Raw genomic sequence first — 16,081 nt, 5'->3', positions numbered from 1 at the left:
GACCACCTACGACGCCCGGCCCCCGATCACCCCGGGGGTCGGGCGTCGTAGGTTCTCCGGCATGTACTTCACCGACCGGGGCCTGGAAGAGCTCGCCGAACGGCGGGGCGGGGAGCAGGTCACGCTCGCCTGGCTCGCCGACCAGATGCAGGCGTTCGTCGACCAGCACCCCGACTTCGAGGTGCCCGTCGAGCGGCTGGCCACCTGGCTCGCCCGGGGCGGCACGGACGACGACGACCTCGACGAGTGAGGGCCCCCGCTCGCGGTGCTCGTCGGTGAGAACGGCAGTGGCAAGTCGACGATCGTCGAGGCCGTCGCGCACGCCTGGCGGGCGTCGCTGACCGTCAGGTGAAGCACTGGGGGCCCCTGCCCTTCACCGAGGACGCCGCGCTGTGGCGCGACCTCGAGCTCCCCGGCGAGCGCCCCCGCCCGCAGGGCGGGGTCTGGCTGCGCGGTGAGGCCGTGCACGACGTCTTCGCCGGCATCGACAGCGCCGCCCACGAGCTGCGCGCCTTCGACGGCGTACCGCTCGCCGCCTGCTCCCATGGTGCGGGTTCCCTCGCCTTGCTGGAGTCGCGGACCACCGAGCGCGGGTTGTGGGTGCTCGACGAACCGGAGTCCGCCCTGTCGTTCCGGTCGTCGCTCCGGCTGGTGGCGTTGCTGCACGGCGTGGCAGCGACCGGCTCCCAGGTCCTGGTGGCCACCCACTCCCCGTGCTCGCGGCCCTGCCGGGTGCGCGCGTCTACGAGCTGGACGGCACGGGGTTCATCGAGCGGCCGTGGGCGGAACTCGACCTGTGTCCGCGACTGGCAGGCCTTCTTCGACCCCCGGAGCGCCTGCTGCGCCACCTGCTCGCCGGCTGAAGGCCGGACACGCCGCCGCACCTGCCGCGGTCCGGCGCGGCGCGGCGGCACGCTGGGCACGTGCTCGGTCACTCCCATGCGCTCTCCGGCCTCGCCGCCGGCGCCGCGACGCTGCCGTGGGCCCCGGTGCAGGGCGCGGTGGGCCAGGGTGCATGGGTCGCGGCCGTCGGCGGGTTCGCGATGCTCCCCGACCTCGACCACCGCAACTCCACGGTGTCGGACATGTGGGGCCCCGTGACCGACGTGCCCGCCGGCGCGGTCGGGGCGCTCGCGGGCGGGCACCGCTGGGGTACGCACGACGCCGTCCTCGCGCCGGTGGCCTTCGGTGCGCTGGCGATGGCGGCCTCCGGGGCCTTCTGGTCCAGCCTGCTGCTGCTCGCGCTCGCGATCGGGCTCGCGCTCCGTGCCCTGCACTTCGTGATCCCGGGCCGCGCCGAGACGACGATCCTGGGCAACCTGCTGCTGTCCTGGTGTGGCGCCTGGCTGCTGCTCGACCACACCGGCACCCCGTCCTGGCTGCCCTGGGCGGTCGCCGCCGGCGTGCTCACCCACGTCGTCGGCGACGCGATCACCACCGCGGGAGTGCCGGTGCCGCTGCTCTGGCTGGTGAAGCGCAAGCGCCTGGCGCTCTCGCCGGTCCGCACCGGCGCCACCGTGGAGAAGGTCGCGCTGGTCCCGCTGTTCGTCGTCGCCACGGCCGTGTTCGCGTACACCAACACCGAGCTGCACACCGCGCTCGACCCGATCGTGGACCGGCTGCTCAGCTGGGGCTGAGCCGGGTCACGGGCGTGGATCGGTCCGCGTCCACCCGCGGTCGTCGCGGCGGGCGCCCTGACCGGCGCGGCAGCGGCGGCACACCGCCTGGACCTCCTCGGCGTGCCGGCCCGACTCCGGCTGCACGTCCGGCCAGCCGACGTGCGGGAAGCGGGTGAGGCGCGAGCGGCTCAGCGACAGCCCGCAGACCGTCTCGTTCCGCCCGCGCTCCCACGCGTGCACCTCCCCTGCGGGGTACCGGATCCCGTCGTCGGGGTCGACCCACTGGTCCGTCGCGGCCACCGCCGCCCTGCCCGCTGCCATGGCCGCACCTGTACCCGCGACCGGGCGCCGGGTGAACGAGTCGCCGCCGACCGTGCCCCGCCGGAGAATCCAGCGGGTGGAGAGACTTTCGGACAAGCTGCTGAACTGGGCGAGCATCCTCGACGAGGAGACCCGCCGGCAGGCCGAGCGCACCGCCTCCCTCGACATCGTCGACCCGCACGTCGCGCTGATGCCGGACGCCCACCTGGGCAAGGGCGCCACCGTGGGCTCGGTGCTGCCCACCCGGCGGGCGATCATCCCGGCGGCGGTCGGTGTCGACATCGGCTGCGGCATGATCGCCGTCCGCACGCCCTGGTCGGTGGACGAGGTGCGGGCACGGGGCCCGCTCGCGCCGCTGCGCGGTGACATCGAGCGCGCCGTCCCGCTGTCGGCGGGCCGCTACAACAAGAAGCTGACCGAGACCGCCCGCCGCCGGGTCGCGGAGCTCGAGGCCACGGCCGAGGAGCTCGGCGACCGCGTCCTGCACTCGGTGACGACGACGGCCCCGAACTGGGCGCTCCAGCTGGGCAGCCTCGGGTCGGGCAACCACTTCATCGAGGTGACCGCGGACGAGCGGGACCGCGTCTGGCTGTTCCTCCACTCCGGCAGCCGCGGAGTGGGCAACAAGATCGCCCAGAAGCACATCGCGATCGCGCAGGAGCGTGCGCGGCGCGACGGCCTCGACCTGCCCGACCGCGACCTCGCCTGGCTGGACGAGGGGACCCCGGAGTTCGACCGCTACATCGCCGAGCTGCGGTGGGCGCAGCACTTCGCGCTCCTCAACCGCGAGGAGATGATGGACCGGGTCGCCGACGCCCTGGCCCGGCACATGCGCGCCGACGCGACCCCGGAGCTGGAGCGGGTCAACTGCCACCACAACTTCACGCAGCACGAGCGGCACTTCGGCGAGGAGCTGTGGGTGTCGCGCAAGGGCGCCATCCAGGCGGAGAGGGGGCAGGCCGGCCTGATCCCCGGCTCGATGGGGACGGCGAGCTACGTCGTCACCGGCCTGGGCAACGCGGACTCGCTGAACAGCTCGCCGCACGGCGCCGGCCGGGTGTACTCGCGCAGCAAGGCGCGCCGGACCTTCACGCGGGCCCAGCTCGACGAGTCGATGCGCGGGATCGAGTGGCGGCACAGCGACGCGTTCCTCGACGAGATCCCCGCTGCGTACAAGGACGTCGACGTCGTGATGGCCGACGCCGCCGATCTCGTCGAGGTCCGGCACACGCTGCGCCAGCTGGTCAACGTCAAGGGCGACTGACGCAGGACCCCCACCGTTCGCTCGCGGCGGGTCCCCTGCAGGGGCCACCCCGCGGCAGCGTGAAGGGGTACCGTCTCGATCTTGTGACCGCCGTCTCATCGGGCCCCCGGCTGACCCGGGGCACGCACCTGGGCTACGCCACGGGGTCGATCGGGACGGCCGCCTTCGGCACGGTCCCCGGGCTGCTGCTCCTGTACTACCTGACCGACGTGCTGGGCGTGGCCGCGGGCATCGCCGGGCTGGTGGTCTTCGCCCCCAAGGCCTGGGACGTGCTGCTCAACCCGTGGATCGGCAGCCGCTCGGACCGCACCGAGAGCCGCTGGGGGCCCCGCCGGCCGTGGATGCTGGCCGGCGGCGTCGCCCTCCCCCCGCTGTTCGTCCTGGTGTTCGCGGGGCCGGGCGCCCCGCCGGCGGCAGCCGCGGGCTGGGTGGCCGTCACGTTCCTGCTCGCCGCCACGGCCTACGGCTGCTTCCAGGTGCCCTACGTCGCCCAGCCGGCCGAGATCACCGACGACCCGGACGAGCGGTCGACGCTGATGTCCTGGCGGGTCGCCGCGCTCGCGGTCGGCATCCTGCTGGCGGGCGCGGGCGCGCCCGCCGTCGTCGACGCCTTCGGGGGCGGGCGCAGCGGCCACCTGGCCATGTCGGTGTTCGTCGCCGTGCTGCTGGCCCTCGGGATGCTCGGCGCCGTCGTCGGCACCCGGGGCGCGCCGACGCTGACCCGGGTGCGCAGCGAGGGACGGCTCGGCGCCACCCTGCGACTGGCGTGGCGTTCCCGGCCCTTCCGGGTCCTGCTGACCGGATTCGTCGTCCAGGCGCTGGGCATCGGCGTGATGCTGGCCGGGGTGCCGTACTTCTCCGAGCAGGTGCTCGGTGACCCCGCGGCGGGGACGCTGCTGTTCGCCGCGCTGGTCGGCCCGGCGATCCTGGTCATGCCGCTGTGGCTGCGGACGGGCCGCCGGGTGGGCAAGCGGGCGGGGCTGCTGGCCGCCTCGCTGCTGTTCGCCGGGGCAGCGGGCGCGCTCGCCGTCGTCCCCGAGGGCGGCACGGGGTTCGCGGTCGGCCTCGTGGCGCTGGTCGGGGTCGGCTACGCCGGCATGCAGATGTTCCCGCTGGCCATGCTGCCCGACGTCATCGCCGCCGACGAGGCCTCCTCCGGCGCGCGCCGGGCGGGTGTCTTCACCGGCGTCTGGACGGCGGCCGAGACCCTGGGCCTCGCCATCGGCCCCGGCCTCCTGGGTGGGCTGCTCGCCGTCGCCGGCTACGTCTCCTCCACCGGCGGCGAGGTCGTCGCACAGCCGGCCGGCGCCGTCCTCGCCGTGCGGGTCGGCTTCACCCTGGTGCCCGCCCTGCTCGTGCTCGCCAGCCTGCCCGTGCTCGCCCGCTACCGGCTCGACGCCGTCCCCACCCAGGAGGTCCCCGCGTGACGCCCCAGGACGTGCTCGCCGAGCTGACCGCGCTGCAGCGCGACGACGTGCCCACCCACGGCGGGGCGACGATGGCCTACGTCTACGATTCCGGGCTCGCCGAGGTCGACGAGCTGGCCTCGGCCGCGCAGGCCGCGTTCCAGTGGACCAACGCGCTCGACCCCACCGCCTTCCCCAGCGTCGCCCGCATCGAGAACGACCTGGTCGGCGCCGCGCTCGAGCTGCTCGGGGGTGGGCCGGACGCCGTGGGGACGCTGACCAGCGGCGGCACGGAGAGCTGCGCGCTCGCGGTCCTGGCCGCGCGCGAGCAGTGGCGCGCCCGGGGCGGCACCGGGCGCCCCCGCGTGCTCCTGCCCGTGACGGCCCACGCCGCCTTCCGCAAGGCCGCGCACCTCTTCGGCATCGAGGTCGTGGACATCCCGGTGGACCCGGTCACCTGCCGGGCCGACCCGTCGGCGGTCGTCCGCCAGCTCGACGAGCGCACGGTCCTGGTGGTCGTCAGCGCGCCGTCCTACCCCCACGGCGTGCTCGACCCGGTCGGGACGGTCGCGGGGCTCGCCGCCGCCGCCGGGATCCCCTGCCACGTGGACGCCTGCATCGGCGGCTGGGTCCTGCCGTTCCTCGACGACGTCCCCGGGCCGTTCGACCTCTCGGTGCCCGGCGTGACCTCGCTGTCGGTGGACCTGCACAAGTACGGCTACGCGCCCAAGGGCGTCTCGCTGCTGCTCACCGCCACCCCGGAGCTGCGGCACGCGCACTGGTTCGCCACCGCGGGCTGGCCCGGGTACCCGGTGGTCAACCCGACCCTGGCCGGCACCCGCCCCGCCGGGGCCATGGCGGCCGCCTGGGCGGTGCACCGCTGGCTGGGCACCGACGGGTACCGGGAGCTGGCCCGCCGCGCCCGGGGCGCCGCCGTCCGGCTCGCCTCCGGCGCCGCCGCCATCGACGGGCTGCGGGTCGTCGGCCGGCCGGTCGCGACGCTCGTCGCCCTGGCCGCGGACGGCCCCGAGGGCATCGACGTGCTGCACCTCGCCGACGAGATGACGGCACGCGGCTGGCTGCTGCAGCCGCAGCCGCCCTTCGCCCAGGACGGCGGCGACCTGCCCGCCACCCTGCACCTCACCGTCACCGCGGCCACCGCCGACCGGGTGGACGCGCTGCTGGCCGACCTCCGCGACGCCGCGCGCGCGGCGGCCGCCCTCCCCCGCCCCGTGCCCGACCCCGCCCTGGTGTCCGCGGGCGCGACCACCGACCCGGCGGCGCTGACGGTCGCCGAGGTCGAGGCGCTGCTGGAGCTGGCCGGGGTCTCCGGCGGCGCGCTCCCCGAGCGCATGGCACCGGTGCACGCCCTCGTGGCAGCCCTCCCCCGGCCGGTCGCCGAGCGGTTGCTGGCCGGGGTGCTGGGGCGGGTCTACCGACCCACGCTCAGCGGGTGACCCCCTGCCTCCGGGCGCAGGCGCCCACGGCCTCGGCGACGGCGGTCGCGACCCGGCGGTCCAGGGGGCTGGGCACGATGTAGTCCGGCCGCAGGTCGTCGCCCACGACGCCCGCGATCGCGGTGGCGGCCGCCAGCTTCATCTCCTCGGTGATGCGCGTGGCACCGGCGTCGATGGCGCCGCGGAAGACGCCTGGGAAGGCCAGCACGTTGTTGATCTGGTTGGGCAGGTCGCTGCGGCCGGTCGCGACGACGGCGGCGTACTTCGCCGCCATCCCGGGGTCGACCTCCGGCGTCGGGTTGGCGAGGGAGAACACGATGCAGTTGTCGGCCATCGAGGCGATCGCCGCCTCGGGCACCGAGCCACCGGAGACCCCGAGGTAGACGTCGGCGCCCTCGAGAGCGGACACCATGGTGCCGGCGAACCCGCCCCGGTTGGTGTTCTCGACCAGCCACTGCTTGGTGCCCGTGACCTCGCGGCCCGCGTGCAGGATGCCCTGCGAGTCGGCGACGGCGATCTCGCCGACACCCGCCTCGAGCAGGATCTTGGTGCAGGCGACGCCCGCGGCCCCGGCGCCGGAGACCACGACCCGCAGGTCCGCCAGCTCGCGGCCCACGACCCTCGCGGCGTTGCGCAGCGCGGCGAGCACCACGATCGCCGTCCCGTGCTGGTCGTCGTGCATGACCGGGATGTCCAGGCGCTCGCGCAGCCGGGCCTCGATCTCGAAGCACCGGGGCGCGCTGATGTCCTCCAGGTTGATCCCGCCGAAGGACGGTGCGATCGCCGCCACCGTCTCGACGATCTCGTCCACGTCCGTGGTGGAGAGGACGATCGGCACCGACGAGAGGCCGGCGAACTCGCTGAAGAGGCAGGCCTTGCCCTCCATGACCGGCAGGGACGCGGCCGGCCCGATGTCCCCCAGGCCCAGCACCGCGGTGCCGTCCGAGACGACGGCGACGACGCGGGGGGCCCAGGTGAACCGGCGCGCGAGGTCCGGCTCGGCGGCGATCGCGCTCGAGACCCGCGCGACCCCCGGGGTGTAGGTGAGGGCGAGGTCGGCGACGGAGCCGATCGAGCGGGTCGACGACACCACGAGCTTGCCGCCCTCGTGCACCGCGAACGCCGGGTCGGCGGCGAAACGGTCGGTGCCGACGTGGTCCCCGGAGGTCGGATTTCCGCTCATGGGCACAGCAGCGTAAACCCGGCCGGGGACCGCCCTGTCGCTACGGTGCGGTCGTGGAGATCCGCGAGCTCGCCGTGCCCGACAGCTACGTGATCGACCTGCCGCCGCACGAGGACACGCGGGGGCGTTTCACGGAGTGGTACCGCGCCGACCTCCTGTCCCAGTGGCTGGGACACCCGCCGACTGTCGCGCAGGCCAACCACAGCGTCTCGGCGGCGGGCGTGCTGCGCGGGGTCCACTTCGCCCTCGTGCCCCCTGGCCAGGCCAAGTACGTCTACTGCCCGGCGGGCCGGGTGCTCGACGTCGTCGTCGACGTCCGGGTCGGCTCGCCGACGTTCGGGGTGCACGACACGGTGCTGCTCGACAGCGAGCGGCCGCGGGCGGTGTACCTCGCCGAGGGGCTCGGGCACGCCTTCCTCGCCCTGGCCGACGGCAGCTCGGTCACCTACCTGGTGTCCTCCCCCTACGACCCCGGGCGCGAGTTCGGCGTCTCTCCGCTGGACCCCGACCTCGCCCTGCCGTGGCCGGCCGACGTCGCGCTCGAGATGTCGGCCAAGGACCGCACGGCGCCCACCCTCGCCGAGGCGCGGGACCAGGGTCTGCTGCCCACGGTGGAGGAGTGCGCGCAGCGGTACGCGCAGCTACGCGGGGCCTGAGCCGGACGCCCGGGGCACCGGCGGCAGCCGGCCCGGGCGCGGCCACACCCGGCCCACCACCCGGCCCACGACGGCGGCGGCCCCGAAGGCGCGGCTGTCGTCGGCCACGAACGGGTTGTCGCCCTCCACCCAGTGCCCGCCCTCGACGGCGCGGCGGACCCGCTTGACCACGAGCAGCTCGGGCCGGGTGGGGAACCGCGCCAGCACGACGTCGCCCTCGCGCACCGCCGCACCCGACCGCAGCCGGCGCACGAGCAGGCGGTCCCCGTGCCGGACCGTCGGGGACATCGACGGGCCGCTCACCCGGGCCAGCACCCAGCGCGTCGCCAGCCCGGGGAGACCCTCCGGACCGCGACCGGCCGACGTGTTCGCGCTGATCACCGCGGGTAGGGTCGCAGAAGATCCATCCCCACGAACCCGGAGGCACCTCCCATGCGTCTGTTCCGCATGTTCTCCGCCGTGGAGGCCACCGCGCACTGCGACCTCCCCTGCGGCGTGTACGACCCGGCCCAGGCCCGCATCGAGGCGGAGTCGGTCAAGGCCATCCAGGAGAAGTACCAGAGCAACGAGGACCCGGTCTTCCGGACCCGGGCGATCATGATCAAGGAGCAGCGGGCGGACCTGGTCAAGCACCACCTGTGGGTGCTGTGGACCGACTACTTCAAGCCCCCGCACTTCGAGAAGTACCCGCAGCTGCACGAGCTCTTCAACAAGGCCACCAAGCAGGCGGGCGCCGCCGGCGGCAAGGGCAGCATGGACCCGGCCGAGGGACAGAAGCTGCTCGACTACATCGCCGAGATCGACAAGATCTTCTGGGAGACCAAGGCCGCGGCCTGAAAGAGGACCCCGTCCTCCTCACCCCTCGCACGCTCGGGGCGAGCCTCGGGACGGGGCCGTTCCAGCATCTTGCCGGCCGGTGACCCCTCGGGGTCACCGGCCGGTGGCGTCCCCGGGCACCGATGAGTTCCGGGCACGGGCCTCGTCCCACCTCGGAACGCCACCGACCCGAGGAGCGACCATGGCCGTCCGTCTCAACCCGTACCTGCACTTCGCCGGCGATGCGCGCGCCGCGATGGAGTTCTACCGCTCCGTGCTGGGTGGGGAGCTGGAGGTGATGACCTTCGGCGACGCCGGCGGCGGGGGCGGCGAGCACCCGGACGACGGCGTCATGCACGCCTTCCTCCGCACCGACACCGGCCTCGAGCTGATGGCCTCTGACGGGCACGACCCGCAGTCGGGCGGGCCCGACAAGGTCTCGTGCTCCCTCTCGGGCGACGACGCCGAGACCCTCACCGGCTACTTCGAGGGGCTCGCCGCGGGCGGCACCGTGGACGTGCCGTTCGAGAAGCAGGTGTGGGGGGACACGTTCGGGCAGGTCACCGACCGGTTCGGCGTCCGCTGGCTGGTCAACGCCGCCACACCCGCCTCCTGAGCCCCGGACGTGGCCCACGGGTCCGGCGGTCCGACGACGGCACGGCGCCCGCGCGACCGCCCCCGGTAGCGTGGGGGCCACCATGCGCATCGACCCCGCCGGCTGGCCCTTCATCGCCGGCCCGCTGACCCCGGCCGCACTGCTCGCCGCGGGAGCCCGGGTCACGGGCCGCCGCTGGCCACGCCTGGCCGCCTGGCCCCTGCTCGGGCTCTCCGCCTACATGGCGCTCTTCTTCCGGGATCCCGACCGCCGGTGCGACACCACGCCCCCCGGTCCGGACGACGTCCTCTCCCCCGCCGACGGCGTCGTCATGGTGGCCGGCGAACCGCAGGAGGGCGTGGCCCCAGGCGACGCCCCCGAGAGCGGCTGGCAGCAGGTGAGCGTCTTCCTCTCGGTGGTCGACGTGCACGTGAACCGCTCGCCCTACCGCGGGGAGGTCGTCGAGAGCTCCTACCGCAAGGGCAGCTTCCTGGCGGCCTACCGCAAGGAGTCGGCGCACCGGAACGAGCGCAGCGAGATCCGGCTCCGCGACGGCGACCGCACGGTGGTCTTCCGGCAGATCGTGGGCGTCCTCGCGCGCCGGATCGTGACCCGCACCGGGGTCGGCCGCTCGCTGGCGACGGGGGAACGCATGGGGCTGATGAAGTTCGGCTCGCGCATGGACGTGTTCGTGCCGCGCGAGTGCACCATCACCGTGACGGAGGGACAGCGCGTGCGCGGCGGCGAGACCGTCATCGCCCGCTGGCCCGCCACCCGCTGAGGCCACCCGTGGCGACACGGCGCACGGCCACCGTCGAGTTCGTGCGGGGCTCGGTGCGCGGCACCCGCCGGCGGGCGCTGGCCACCCTGCCCAGCCTGTTCACCCTCGGCAACATGATGTGCGGCTTCGGCGCGATCCTGGTCTCCATCCGCGGTGACCACGGCCTCGCCGCCGTCCTCATCGGCCTCTCGGTGCTGTTCGACATCACCGACGGCGCCGTCGCCCGGCTGGTCGGGGCGGTGACCCCCTTCGGCCTGCAGTTCGACTCGCTGGCCGACCTGGTGTCCTTCGGTCTGGCCCCGGCGCTGCTGGCCTTCACGCTCTTCTCCGAGGGCCGCGACGAGTGGGACCCGCTGGGCTGGGTGGTCTGCTTCCTCTGGGTGGCGTGCGCGGCGATCCGGCTGGCCCGCTTCAACACGACGATCGACCCGACCGCCGACAAGCGGTACTTCACCGGCATGCCCAGCCCGGGCGCGGCGGGCGTCGTGCTCGCGTCGGTCTTCGCTTTCGGCGACGACATGCAGGGCCGCGACCGGCTCTGGGTGCTCCTGGTCGTCGCCGTCCCGGCGGTGCTGATGGTCACCAACATCCGGTTCCGCTCCTTCCGCTCGCTGGTCAGCCCGAAGAGCGGCCGCCCGTACGGGCTGGTCGCGACCGCGGTGCTGCTGGTGATCGGTTTCGCGCTGTTCCCCGTCGTCACCGGCTGCCTGTTGGCGTACGGCTACCTGCTGGCGCCGGTCCTGGTGCCGCTGCTCTCCCCGTTGGGCCGCCTGGTGCCCACCCGGCTCAAGGAGGCCCTGTCGTGAGCGTGCGGCCGATCCGCCCCGACGACGTCCCCGCCGTCGTCGGCCTGGTGCGCGAGCTCGCCGAGTACGAGCGCGCGCTGCACGAGGTCCGCCTCACCGAGGAGCAGCTCACCGCCTGCCTGTTCGGCGACACCCCCGCCCTCTTCGGCCACGTGGCAGTGGTCGGGGGCGAGGTCGTCGGCACGGCGCTGTGGTTCCTCAACTTCTCCACCTGGCGCGGCACGCACGGGGTGTACCTCGAGGACCTCTACGTGCAGCCGCAGCACCGGGGCGCCGGCCTGGGCAAGGAGCTGCTGCGCACCCTGGCGCAGGTGTGCGTCGACCGCGGGTACAGCCGGCTCGAGTGGTCGGTGCTGGACTGGAACACGCCGTCGATCGAGTTCTACCGCGCCGCCGGCGCCGTCCCCATGGACGAGTGGACGGTGTTCCGCCTGACGGACGACGCGCTCGCCTCGTTCGCCTCGGCGGGACGGAGCTGACCACTCGGCGCTAGCGTTCGTCCCGTGACCACCGAGCGCGGACCGATCGAGTGCTGGCTGACCGACATGGACGGCGTCCTCGTCCACGAGGGGAACGCCCTGCCCGGCGCCAAGGAGTTCCTCGACCGGTTGGTCGAGCGGCGACGCCGGTTCCTCGTGCTCACCAACAACTCCATCTTCACGCCGCGCGACCTGGCGGCCCGGCTCAGCCGCACCGGCCTGCTCGTCCCCGAGGAGGCGATCTGGACCTCGGCGCTCGCGACGGCGGACTTCCTCGCCACGCAGCTGCCCGGCGGCTCGGCGTACGTCATCGGCGAGGCGGGGCTCACCACCGCGCTGCACGAGGTCGGGTACGTCATGACCGACACCGACCCCGACTACGTCGTCCTCGGGGAGACCCGCACGTACTCCTTCGAGGCGATCACCCGGGCGATCCGGCTCGTGGGCAACGGCGCCCGCTTCATCGCCACCAACCCCGACGTCACCGGCCCCTCCCCCGAGGGCCCGCTCCCGGCGACCGGGTCGGTGGCCGCGATGATCACCGCGGCGACCGGCGCGAAGCCCTACTTCGTCGGCAAGCCGAACCCGATGATGTTCCGCAGCGCCATGAACCGGATCGAGGCCCACTCGGAGTCCACGATCATGGTGGGTGACCGCATGGACACCGACGTCGTCGCCGGCATCGAGGCCGGGCTGGAGACCGTGCTGGTCCTCTCCGGCTCGACGGCGGCGCACGAGGTCAGCCGCTTCCCGTTCCGGCCCAGCCGGGTCTGCGACTCGATCGCAGACGTCATCGAGCTGGTGTGAGGAGCGCGGCGGCGGCTCAGCCCTCCTCGTAGGCCAGCCGCGAGTCGGGTGCGGCCAGCAGGTACAGCACCGCCGCCACCAGCGCCAGGATCGGCAGCCCGACGAGCGGCTGCTGAGCCGAGAACGCGAAGGTGAAGCCGGTCAGCCCCAGGAACAGCTGGAGGGCCACCACCGGCCCGCGGGCCCAGGCCGCCACGTGCCAGAGCCCCCGCGCGGCGGCCAGGAGCACGCCGGCCGCCAGCGACGCGAGCACCACCTCGGCGAGGGCGCGCGGCACGCTCTCCGGGTCGCCGGTCAGCGTGAGGTAGAGCAGGACGAGCGCGACGACGACGAGGACCACGCCCTCCAGCCCCACCACGAGCGCGGCCCGGCGCAGCGACGGCGGCGCCTGCGTCCCCGGCTCGACGGGGCGCGCCGCCGGCTGCGCCGCCGAGGCGCCGAACAACCGGTCGGCGAGGCGACGGGGCGGCGGGGCGGGCGTGCCGCGGTCCTCGGTCACACCGGCGAGACTACGCGGCCGGCCGCCGGCCACGGCCCGCGCCGGCGATCCCCGGCAGGCGCCGGGACGCCCTGGTTAGCCTGACGGCATGCGCGCGCTCGTGGTCGTCAACCCTGCGGCCACGACCACCACGGCCAAGATGCGCAACGTGCTCGTCGGCGCCCTGGCCAGCGAGCTGAAGGTCGACGTCGCCGAGACGACGCACCGCGGGCACGGCCACGAACTCGGCGCCCGGGCCGCGGCCGACGGCATCGACGTCGTCGTCGCGCTCGGGGGCGACGGAACGGTCAACGAGGTGGTCAACGGCCTGCTCGCCCAGGGGCCGGGGCCGGATGTGCCCGCGCTGGCGGTCGTGCCCGGCGGGTCGACCAACGTGTTCTCCCGGGCGCTGGGCCGGTCCCGGGACCCGGTGGAGGCGACCGCGGAGATCCTCGCCTCGCTGCGCAGCGGCCGCACCCGGTCGGTCTCGCTGGGCACCGCCAGCGCGACCGGTACCAGCACCGCGGCGGTCACCGGCGTCGCACCCGCGGCGGCGGAGGCGGTCGCCCGCGCAGACGCCGAGGCCGACGGCCCCGGGTGGACCGATCCCCGCTGGTTCGTGTTCGCCGCCGGCTTCGGGTTCGACGCCGAGGTCATCGCCCGGGTCGAGGCCCGTCGCGCCCGGGGGCGGCGGTCGACCGGCGCGCTCTACGTCCGGGAGGGCACGAGCGCCTTCCTCTTCGGCCGCGAGCGGCGGCGGCCGGCCATGGCCCTCGAGGTACCGGGCGAACCGCCCGTGGAGCAGCTGTTCCTCTGCCTGGTCTCCAACGTCAGCCCCTGGACGTACCTGGGGGCCCGGCCGGTCAACCCGACACCGCAGGCGTCCTTCGACACCGGGCTGGACGTCTTCGCCCTCGGGCGCACGGGCACCGCCCGGATGCTGCGCGCGCTCCGCCAGTCCATGCGCCCCGAGCCCGACCTGCGCGGACGCGGCCTGCACCGGTGGCACGACCTCCAGGAGCTCACCGTGACGGCGGTGCGACCGCAGGGCTGGCAGCTCGACGGCGACCACCTCGGCACCGCCACGGGCGTGCGGATCACGAACGTCCCCCACGCGTTGCGCGTCATCGCCTGAGAGGCGTTCCTCGATCGTCCGGCAAGGGTTTTCCTCCTGCCGGGTGGCGGGCCTAGCACGGGCGTGGTGAGGTTGCTCACGCGGGGGTCAGCGCTGACCGCGTTTCCCTTGACAGGCGTCCGGCACGTGAAAACATCGCTGCTGGAACGCAACCTGCCGGTAACAAAGCAGGTAGTCGCTTACGACATGACGCTGGGTGACCCGGCGTCGGCCCGGCGATGGCAGACCGAGTACAGCGACTGACGTACCGACCGCAGACGATATCGAGGAGTACAACGCCATGGACTGGCGCCACCGCGCGCTCTGCCGGGACGAGGACCCGGAGCTGTTCTTCCCGATCGGGACGACCGGCCCCGCGCTCGTCCAGATCGAGCAGGCCAAGGCCGTGTGCCAGCGCTGCCCGGTGGTCTCGTCGTGCCTGGACTGGGCCCTGCGCTCCGGCCAGGACTCCGGTGTCTGGGGTGGGCTCTCCGAGGACGAGCGACGCGCGCTGAAGCGGCGCCAGGCTCGCACCCGGGTCCACACCGCCTGACCGCGGAGCACGACCGCGCCGCCGGTGCACCTGGCGGCGACCGCACCACCGCAGTCGCACCGACCGCCACGAGGCCGGTCCGGGACCTCCCGGGCCGGCCTCGGCGTCGTCCGGGGCCCGCCGCGCTCAGCGCCGGGGCCGGGCGCTCTCCGGGAGCGTCAGCACCACCTCGGTGCCCGAGCGGCCCTCCAGCGGGCCCATCGCCAGGCTCCCGCCCAGCTCGCTGATGATCAGCGTGCGCACGATCTGCAGCCCGAGCCCCTCGCTCGCCGCGGGGTCGAAGTCCGGCGGCAGCCCCTGCCCGTCGTCGCGGACGCGCACGCGGAGGTCTTCCCCCTCGCGCTCGGCGACCAGCTCGATCACGCCCGGTGCCCCCTCCGGGAAGGCGTGCTCCGCCGCGTTGTGCAGCAGCTCGGTCACCGCGAGCACCAGCGGCGTCGCGGCGGCCGCGGGCAGCTCCCCGAACGATCCGATCCGCCGGGTGCGGGCTGCGGGGCCCACGCTGGTGAGATCACCGAGCATCGGCAGCACCTGGTCGAGGACGTCGTCGACGTCGACGACGTCCTCCCGGCTGCCCGCCAGCGTCTCGTGCACGACGGCGATGGAGGCGACCCGCCGCACCGACTCCTCCAGCGCCGCCCGGGCCGCCGGCTCGGTCATCCGCCGGGCCTGCAGGCGCAGCAGCGCGGCGACCGTCTGCAGGTTGTTCTTCACCCGGTGGTGGATCTCCCGGATGGTCGCGTCCTTGGTCAGCAGCGCGCGGTCGCGCCGGCGGACGTCGGTCACGTCGCGGACGAGCACCAGCGCGCCGTGCTCGGCGCCGGGGGCCTGCAGCGGCAGCGCCCGCAGCAGCAGTGTCGCGCTGGCGCCCTCGACGTCCACCGGGTCGAGGTAGCGCCCGCCGACCGCAGCTGCGATCCCCGCGGCCGCCGCCTCCCCGGCGACGCGATCGGTCACCACGCGGCACGTCACCTCGGCGAGGACGGCGCCGGCCAGGTCACCGGCCACACCGATCCGGCGGTAGGCCGACAGCGCGTTCGGGCTGGCGTAGGTGACCCGGCCGGCCCGGTCCAGGCGCACCAGCCCGTCCCCCACCCGAGGGCTCATCTCCGCGTCCTGCAGCGTGACCGGGGGGAAGGTGCCCGCGGACACCATGAGGCAGAGGTCGGCGGCGATGTCGAGGTAGGTGAGCTCCAGCGTCGACGGCGACCTGGTCACCGCGAGGTTGGTGTCCTTGGCCAGCACGGCGATCCCGGTGCCCTCGTGTGCCACGGGGATGACCTCGCGGCGGCGCGGGGTCGCCCCCGACCAGTCGGGCTCACCGTCGGTGACGGGGCGCCCCTCCCGGAGCGCCACGGTGAACGGGCGGGCGGAGTCGGCGTCCAGCTCGACGCCCACCATGTCCTCCGGCCGGCTGGTGGGTGCGGTGAGCGGGCGCACCTGGGCCACGCACCACCACGACCCGCAGGACTGCGGCACCCAGAGCGTCAGGTCGGCGAACGCCAGGTCGGCCAACAGCTGCCAGTCGGCCACCAGGCGCCGCGCGTGGTCGATCTGGGCGGGGCTGGAGGCCGTGCCGCGGGTGAGACGCTCCGAGAGGCTGCTCATGGTGGTCCGAGCCTAGGTGTACCGAGCCATCACGTTGGTGCCAGTCGGCTGATCGGGGGCTCCCCGCCGAGGGCGCTGTGGCGGCGTTGAGTGTTGTAGTGCTCCAGCCAGGGAGCAAGCGCGGCTGAGCGCTGGTCG

Annotated in this window: 21 protein-coding genes and 1 pseudogene; 16 read left to right on the top strand and 6 right to left on the bottom strand. The window is 74.5% G+C overall.

Annotated elements, in window-relative coordinates; translation table 11 throughout:
• The first annotated feature begins 61 nt into the window (after window positions 1–61).
• The 4 genes and pseudogenes from ACI79W_RS04980 to ACI79W_RS04965 all read left to right on the top strand — a co-directional run bounded on the left by ACI79W_RS04980 (window position 62) and on the right by ACI79W_RS04965 (window position 1,637).
• On the top strand, window positions 62–250 hold the full coding sequence (locus ACI79W_RS04980; protein ID WP_113812910.1) for a DUF6104 family protein: 189 nt from the start codon (window positions 62–64) through the stop codon (window positions 248–250).
• Window positions 251–256: 6 nt separating this feature from the next.
• Window positions 257–352 (top strand): annotated as a pseudogene (locus ACI79W_RS04975) (AAA family ATPase); the annotation flags it as partial.
• A gap of 361 nt (window positions 353–713) precedes the next feature.
• Entirely contained in the window at window positions 714–863 is a 150-nt protein-coding gene (locus tag ACI79W_RS04970) for a hypothetical protein (RefSeq protein ID WP_456560969.1), read from the top strand.
• A gap of 60 nt (window positions 864–923) precedes the next feature.
• On the top strand, window positions 924–1,637 hold the full coding sequence (locus ACI79W_RS04965) for a metal-dependent hydrolase (protein ID WP_456560968.1): 714 nt from the start codon (window positions 924–926) through the stop codon (window positions 1,635–1,637).
• Window positions 1,638–1,643: 6 nt separating this feature from the next.
• Here ACI79W_RS04965 and ACI79W_RS04960 read toward each other — a convergent pair whose 3' ends face one another.
• Window positions 1,644–1,940, bottom strand: a complete 297-nt coding sequence (locus ACI79W_RS04960; protein WP_456560967.1) for a hypothetical protein — start codon at window positions 1,938–1,940, stop codon at window positions 1,644–1,646.
• Between the two features lie 76 nt (window positions 1,941–2,016).
• Between ACI79W_RS04960 and ACI79W_RS04955 the strand changes: the two genes are divergently transcribed.
• The 3 genes from ACI79W_RS04955 (at window position 2,017) to ACI79W_RS04945 (ending at window position 6,067) form a co-directional block, all read left to right on the top strand.
• Window positions 2,017–3,204, top strand: coding sequence for an RtcB family protein (locus ACI79W_RS04955; protein WP_456560966.1), 1,188 nt, complete (start codon window positions 2,017–2,019; stop codon window positions 3,202–3,204).
• 83 nt (window positions 3,205–3,287) lie between these two features.
• The gene (locus ACI79W_RS04950; protein WP_456560965.1) at window positions 3,288–4,631 is read left to right on the top strand and encodes an MFS transporter; all 1,344 of its coding nucleotides are present in this window, start codon (window positions 3,288–3,290) and stop codon (window positions 4,629–4,631) included.
• Window positions 4,628–6,067 (top strand): pyridoxal phosphate-dependent decarboxylase family protein, encoded by a 1,440-nt coding sequence (locus ACI79W_RS04945; RefSeq protein WP_456560964.1) that lies wholly within the window; start codon window positions 4,628–4,630, stop codon window positions 6,065–6,067. Before ACI79W_RS04950 ends, ACI79W_RS04945 begins: the two co-directional genes overlap by 4 nt.
• Here the strand turns inward: ACI79W_RS04945 and ACI79W_RS04940 are convergent.
• On the bottom strand, window positions 6,057–7,250 hold the full coding sequence (locus ACI79W_RS04940; RefSeq protein WP_456560963.1) for an NAD(P)-dependent malic enzyme: 1,194 nt from the start codon (window positions 7,248–7,250) through the stop codon (window positions 6,057–6,059). The two genes, ACI79W_RS04945 and ACI79W_RS04940, sit on opposite strands and share 11 nt — an antisense overlap.
• Before the next feature lie 53 nt (window positions 7,251–7,303).
• Here ACI79W_RS04940 and ACI79W_RS04935 point away from each other — a divergent pair, with 53 nt between their 5' ends.
• Window positions 7,304–7,906 (top strand): dTDP-4-dehydrorhamnose 3,5-epimerase family protein, encoded by a 603-nt coding sequence (locus ACI79W_RS04935; protein WP_456560962.1) that lies wholly within the window; start codon window positions 7,304–7,306, stop codon window positions 7,904–7,906.
• Here the strand turns inward: ACI79W_RS04935 and ACI79W_RS04930 are convergent.
• The gene (locus ACI79W_RS04930; protein ID WP_456560961.1) at window positions 7,892–8,287 is read right to left on the bottom strand and encodes a S26 family signal peptidase; all 396 of its coding nucleotides are present in this window, start codon (window positions 8,285–8,287) and stop codon (window positions 7,892–7,894) included. The genes ACI79W_RS04935 and ACI79W_RS04930 overlap by 15 nt on opposite strands.
• A gap of 51 nt (window positions 8,288–8,338) precedes the next feature.
• On the opposite strand from ACI79W_RS04930, the gene sodN reads away from it, so the two are divergent.
• The 6 genes from sodN to ACI79W_RS04900 all read left to right on the top strand — a co-directional run bounded on the left by sodN (window position 8,339) and on the right by ACI79W_RS04900 (window position 12,190).
• Window positions 8,339–8,743, top strand: coding sequence for a superoxide dismutase, Ni (sodN, locus tag ACI79W_RS04925; protein WP_456560960.1), 405 nt, complete (start codon window positions 8,339–8,341; stop codon window positions 8,741–8,743).
• Window positions 8,744–8,924: 181 nt separating this feature from the next.
• Complete coding sequence (locus ACI79W_RS04920; protein ID WP_456560959.1) at window positions 8,925–9,338, top strand: VOC family protein; 414 nt, start codon at window positions 8,925–8,927, stop codon at window positions 9,336–9,338.
• An 82-nt stretch (window positions 9,339–9,420) separates the two neighbouring features.
• Entirely contained in the window at window positions 9,421–10,098 is a 678-nt protein-coding gene (locus ACI79W_RS04915; protein ID WP_456560958.1) for a phosphatidylserine decarboxylase, read from the top strand.
• Between the two features lie 8 nt (window positions 10,099–10,106).
• The gene (gene pssA, locus ACI79W_RS04910; RefSeq protein WP_456560957.1) at window positions 10,107–10,904 is read left to right on the top strand and encodes a CDP-diacylglycerol--serine O-phosphatidyltransferase; all 798 of its coding nucleotides are present in this window, start codon (window positions 10,107–10,109) and stop codon (window positions 10,902–10,904) included.
• Window positions 10,901–11,383 (top strand): N-acetyltransferase family protein, encoded by a 483-nt coding sequence (locus ACI79W_RS04905; RefSeq protein WP_456560956.1) that lies wholly within the window; start codon window positions 10,901–10,903, stop codon window positions 11,381–11,383. Before pssA ends, ACI79W_RS04905 begins: the two co-directional genes overlap by 4 nt.
• Before the next feature lie 24 nt (window positions 11,384–11,407).
• Window positions 11,408–12,190 carry an HAD-IIA family hydrolase gene (locus ACI79W_RS04900; protein ID WP_456560955.1) on the top strand — a complete coding sequence of 261 codons (783 nt, stop codon included), beginning with the start codon at window positions 11,408–11,410 and terminating at the stop codon, window positions 12,188–12,190.
• Between the two features lie 16 nt (window positions 12,191–12,206).
• On the opposite strand, the gene ACI79W_RS04895 is transcribed toward ACI79W_RS04900, so the two are convergent.
• Window positions 12,207–12,689, bottom strand: a complete 483-nt coding sequence (locus ACI79W_RS04895; RefSeq protein ID WP_456560954.1) for a hypothetical protein — start codon at window positions 12,687–12,689, stop codon at window positions 12,207–12,209.
• Window positions 12,690–12,777: 88 nt separating this feature from the next.
• Between ACI79W_RS04895 and ACI79W_RS04890 the strand changes: the two genes are divergently transcribed.
• Entirely contained in the window at window positions 12,778–13,803 is a 1,026-nt protein-coding gene (locus tag ACI79W_RS04890; RefSeq protein ID WP_456560953.1) for a diacylglycerol/lipid kinase family protein, read from the top strand.
• Between the two features lie 280 nt (window positions 13,804–14,083).
• Complete coding sequence (locus ACI79W_RS04885) at window positions 14,084–14,335, top strand: WhiB family transcriptional regulator (protein ID WP_091928851.1); 252 nt, start codon at window positions 14,084–14,086, stop codon at window positions 14,333–14,335.
• A 126-nt stretch (window positions 14,336–14,461) separates the two neighbouring features.
• Here the strand turns inward: ACI79W_RS04885 and ACI79W_RS04880 are convergent, their stop codons facing one another.
• Entirely contained in the window at window positions 14,462–15,943 is a 1,482-nt protein-coding gene (locus ACI79W_RS04880) for a sensor histidine kinase (protein ID WP_456560952.1), read from the bottom strand.
• 29 nt (window positions 15,944–15,972) lie between these two features.
• Window positions 15,973–16,081 (bottom strand): integrase core domain-containing protein (locus ACI79W_RS04875; RefSeq protein WP_456561255.1); only part of this gene is annotated, 109 nt, incomplete at its 5' end.

Source organism: Blastococcus sp. SYSU DS0533, assembly GCF_054050775.1.
The sequence above is the reverse complement of the archived record's forward strand: the minus strand, read 5'-3'. Positions and strand labels throughout refer to the sequence as shown.

What these genes read in the sequence shown, in the direction of transcription:
- ACI79W_RS04890 (WP_456560953.1), top strand. Translation starts at nt 12,778, where the DNA reads ATGCGCGCGCTCGTGGTCGTCAACCCTGCGGCCACGACCACCACGGCC.
- ACI79W_RS04980 (WP_113812910.1), top strand. Translation starts at nt 62, where the DNA reads ATGTACTTCACCGACCGGGGCCTGGAAGAGCTCGCCGAACGGCGGGGC.
- ACI79W_RS04880 (WP_456560952.1), bottom strand. Translation starts at nt 15,943, where the DNA reads ATGAGCAGCCTCTCGGAGCGTCTCACCCGCGGCACGGCCTCCAGCCCC.
- sodN (WP_456560960.1), top strand. Translation starts at nt 8,339, where the DNA reads ATGCGTCTGTTCCGCATGTTCTCCGCCGTGGAGGCCACCGCGCACTGC.
- ACI79W_RS04940 (WP_456560963.1), bottom strand. Translation starts at nt 7,250, where the DNA reads ATGAGCGGAAATCCGACCTCCGGGGACCACGTCGGCACCGACCGTTTC.
- ACI79W_RS04960 (WP_456560967.1), bottom strand. Translation starts at nt 1,940, where the DNA reads ATGGCAGCGGGCAGGGCGGCGGTGGCCGCGACGGACCAGTGGGTCGAC.
- ACI79W_RS04920 (WP_456560959.1), top strand. Translation starts at nt 8,925, where the DNA reads ATGGCCGTCCGTCTCAACCCGTACCTGCACTTCGCCGGCGATGCGCGC.
- ACI79W_RS04885 (WP_091928851.1), top strand. Translation starts at nt 14,084, where the DNA reads ATGGACTGGCGCCACCGCGCGCTCTGCCGGGACGAGGACCCGGAGCTG.
- ACI79W_RS04915 (WP_456560958.1), top strand. Translation starts at nt 9,421, where the DNA reads ATGCGCATCGACCCCGCCGGCTGGCCCTTCATCGCCGGCCCGCTGACC.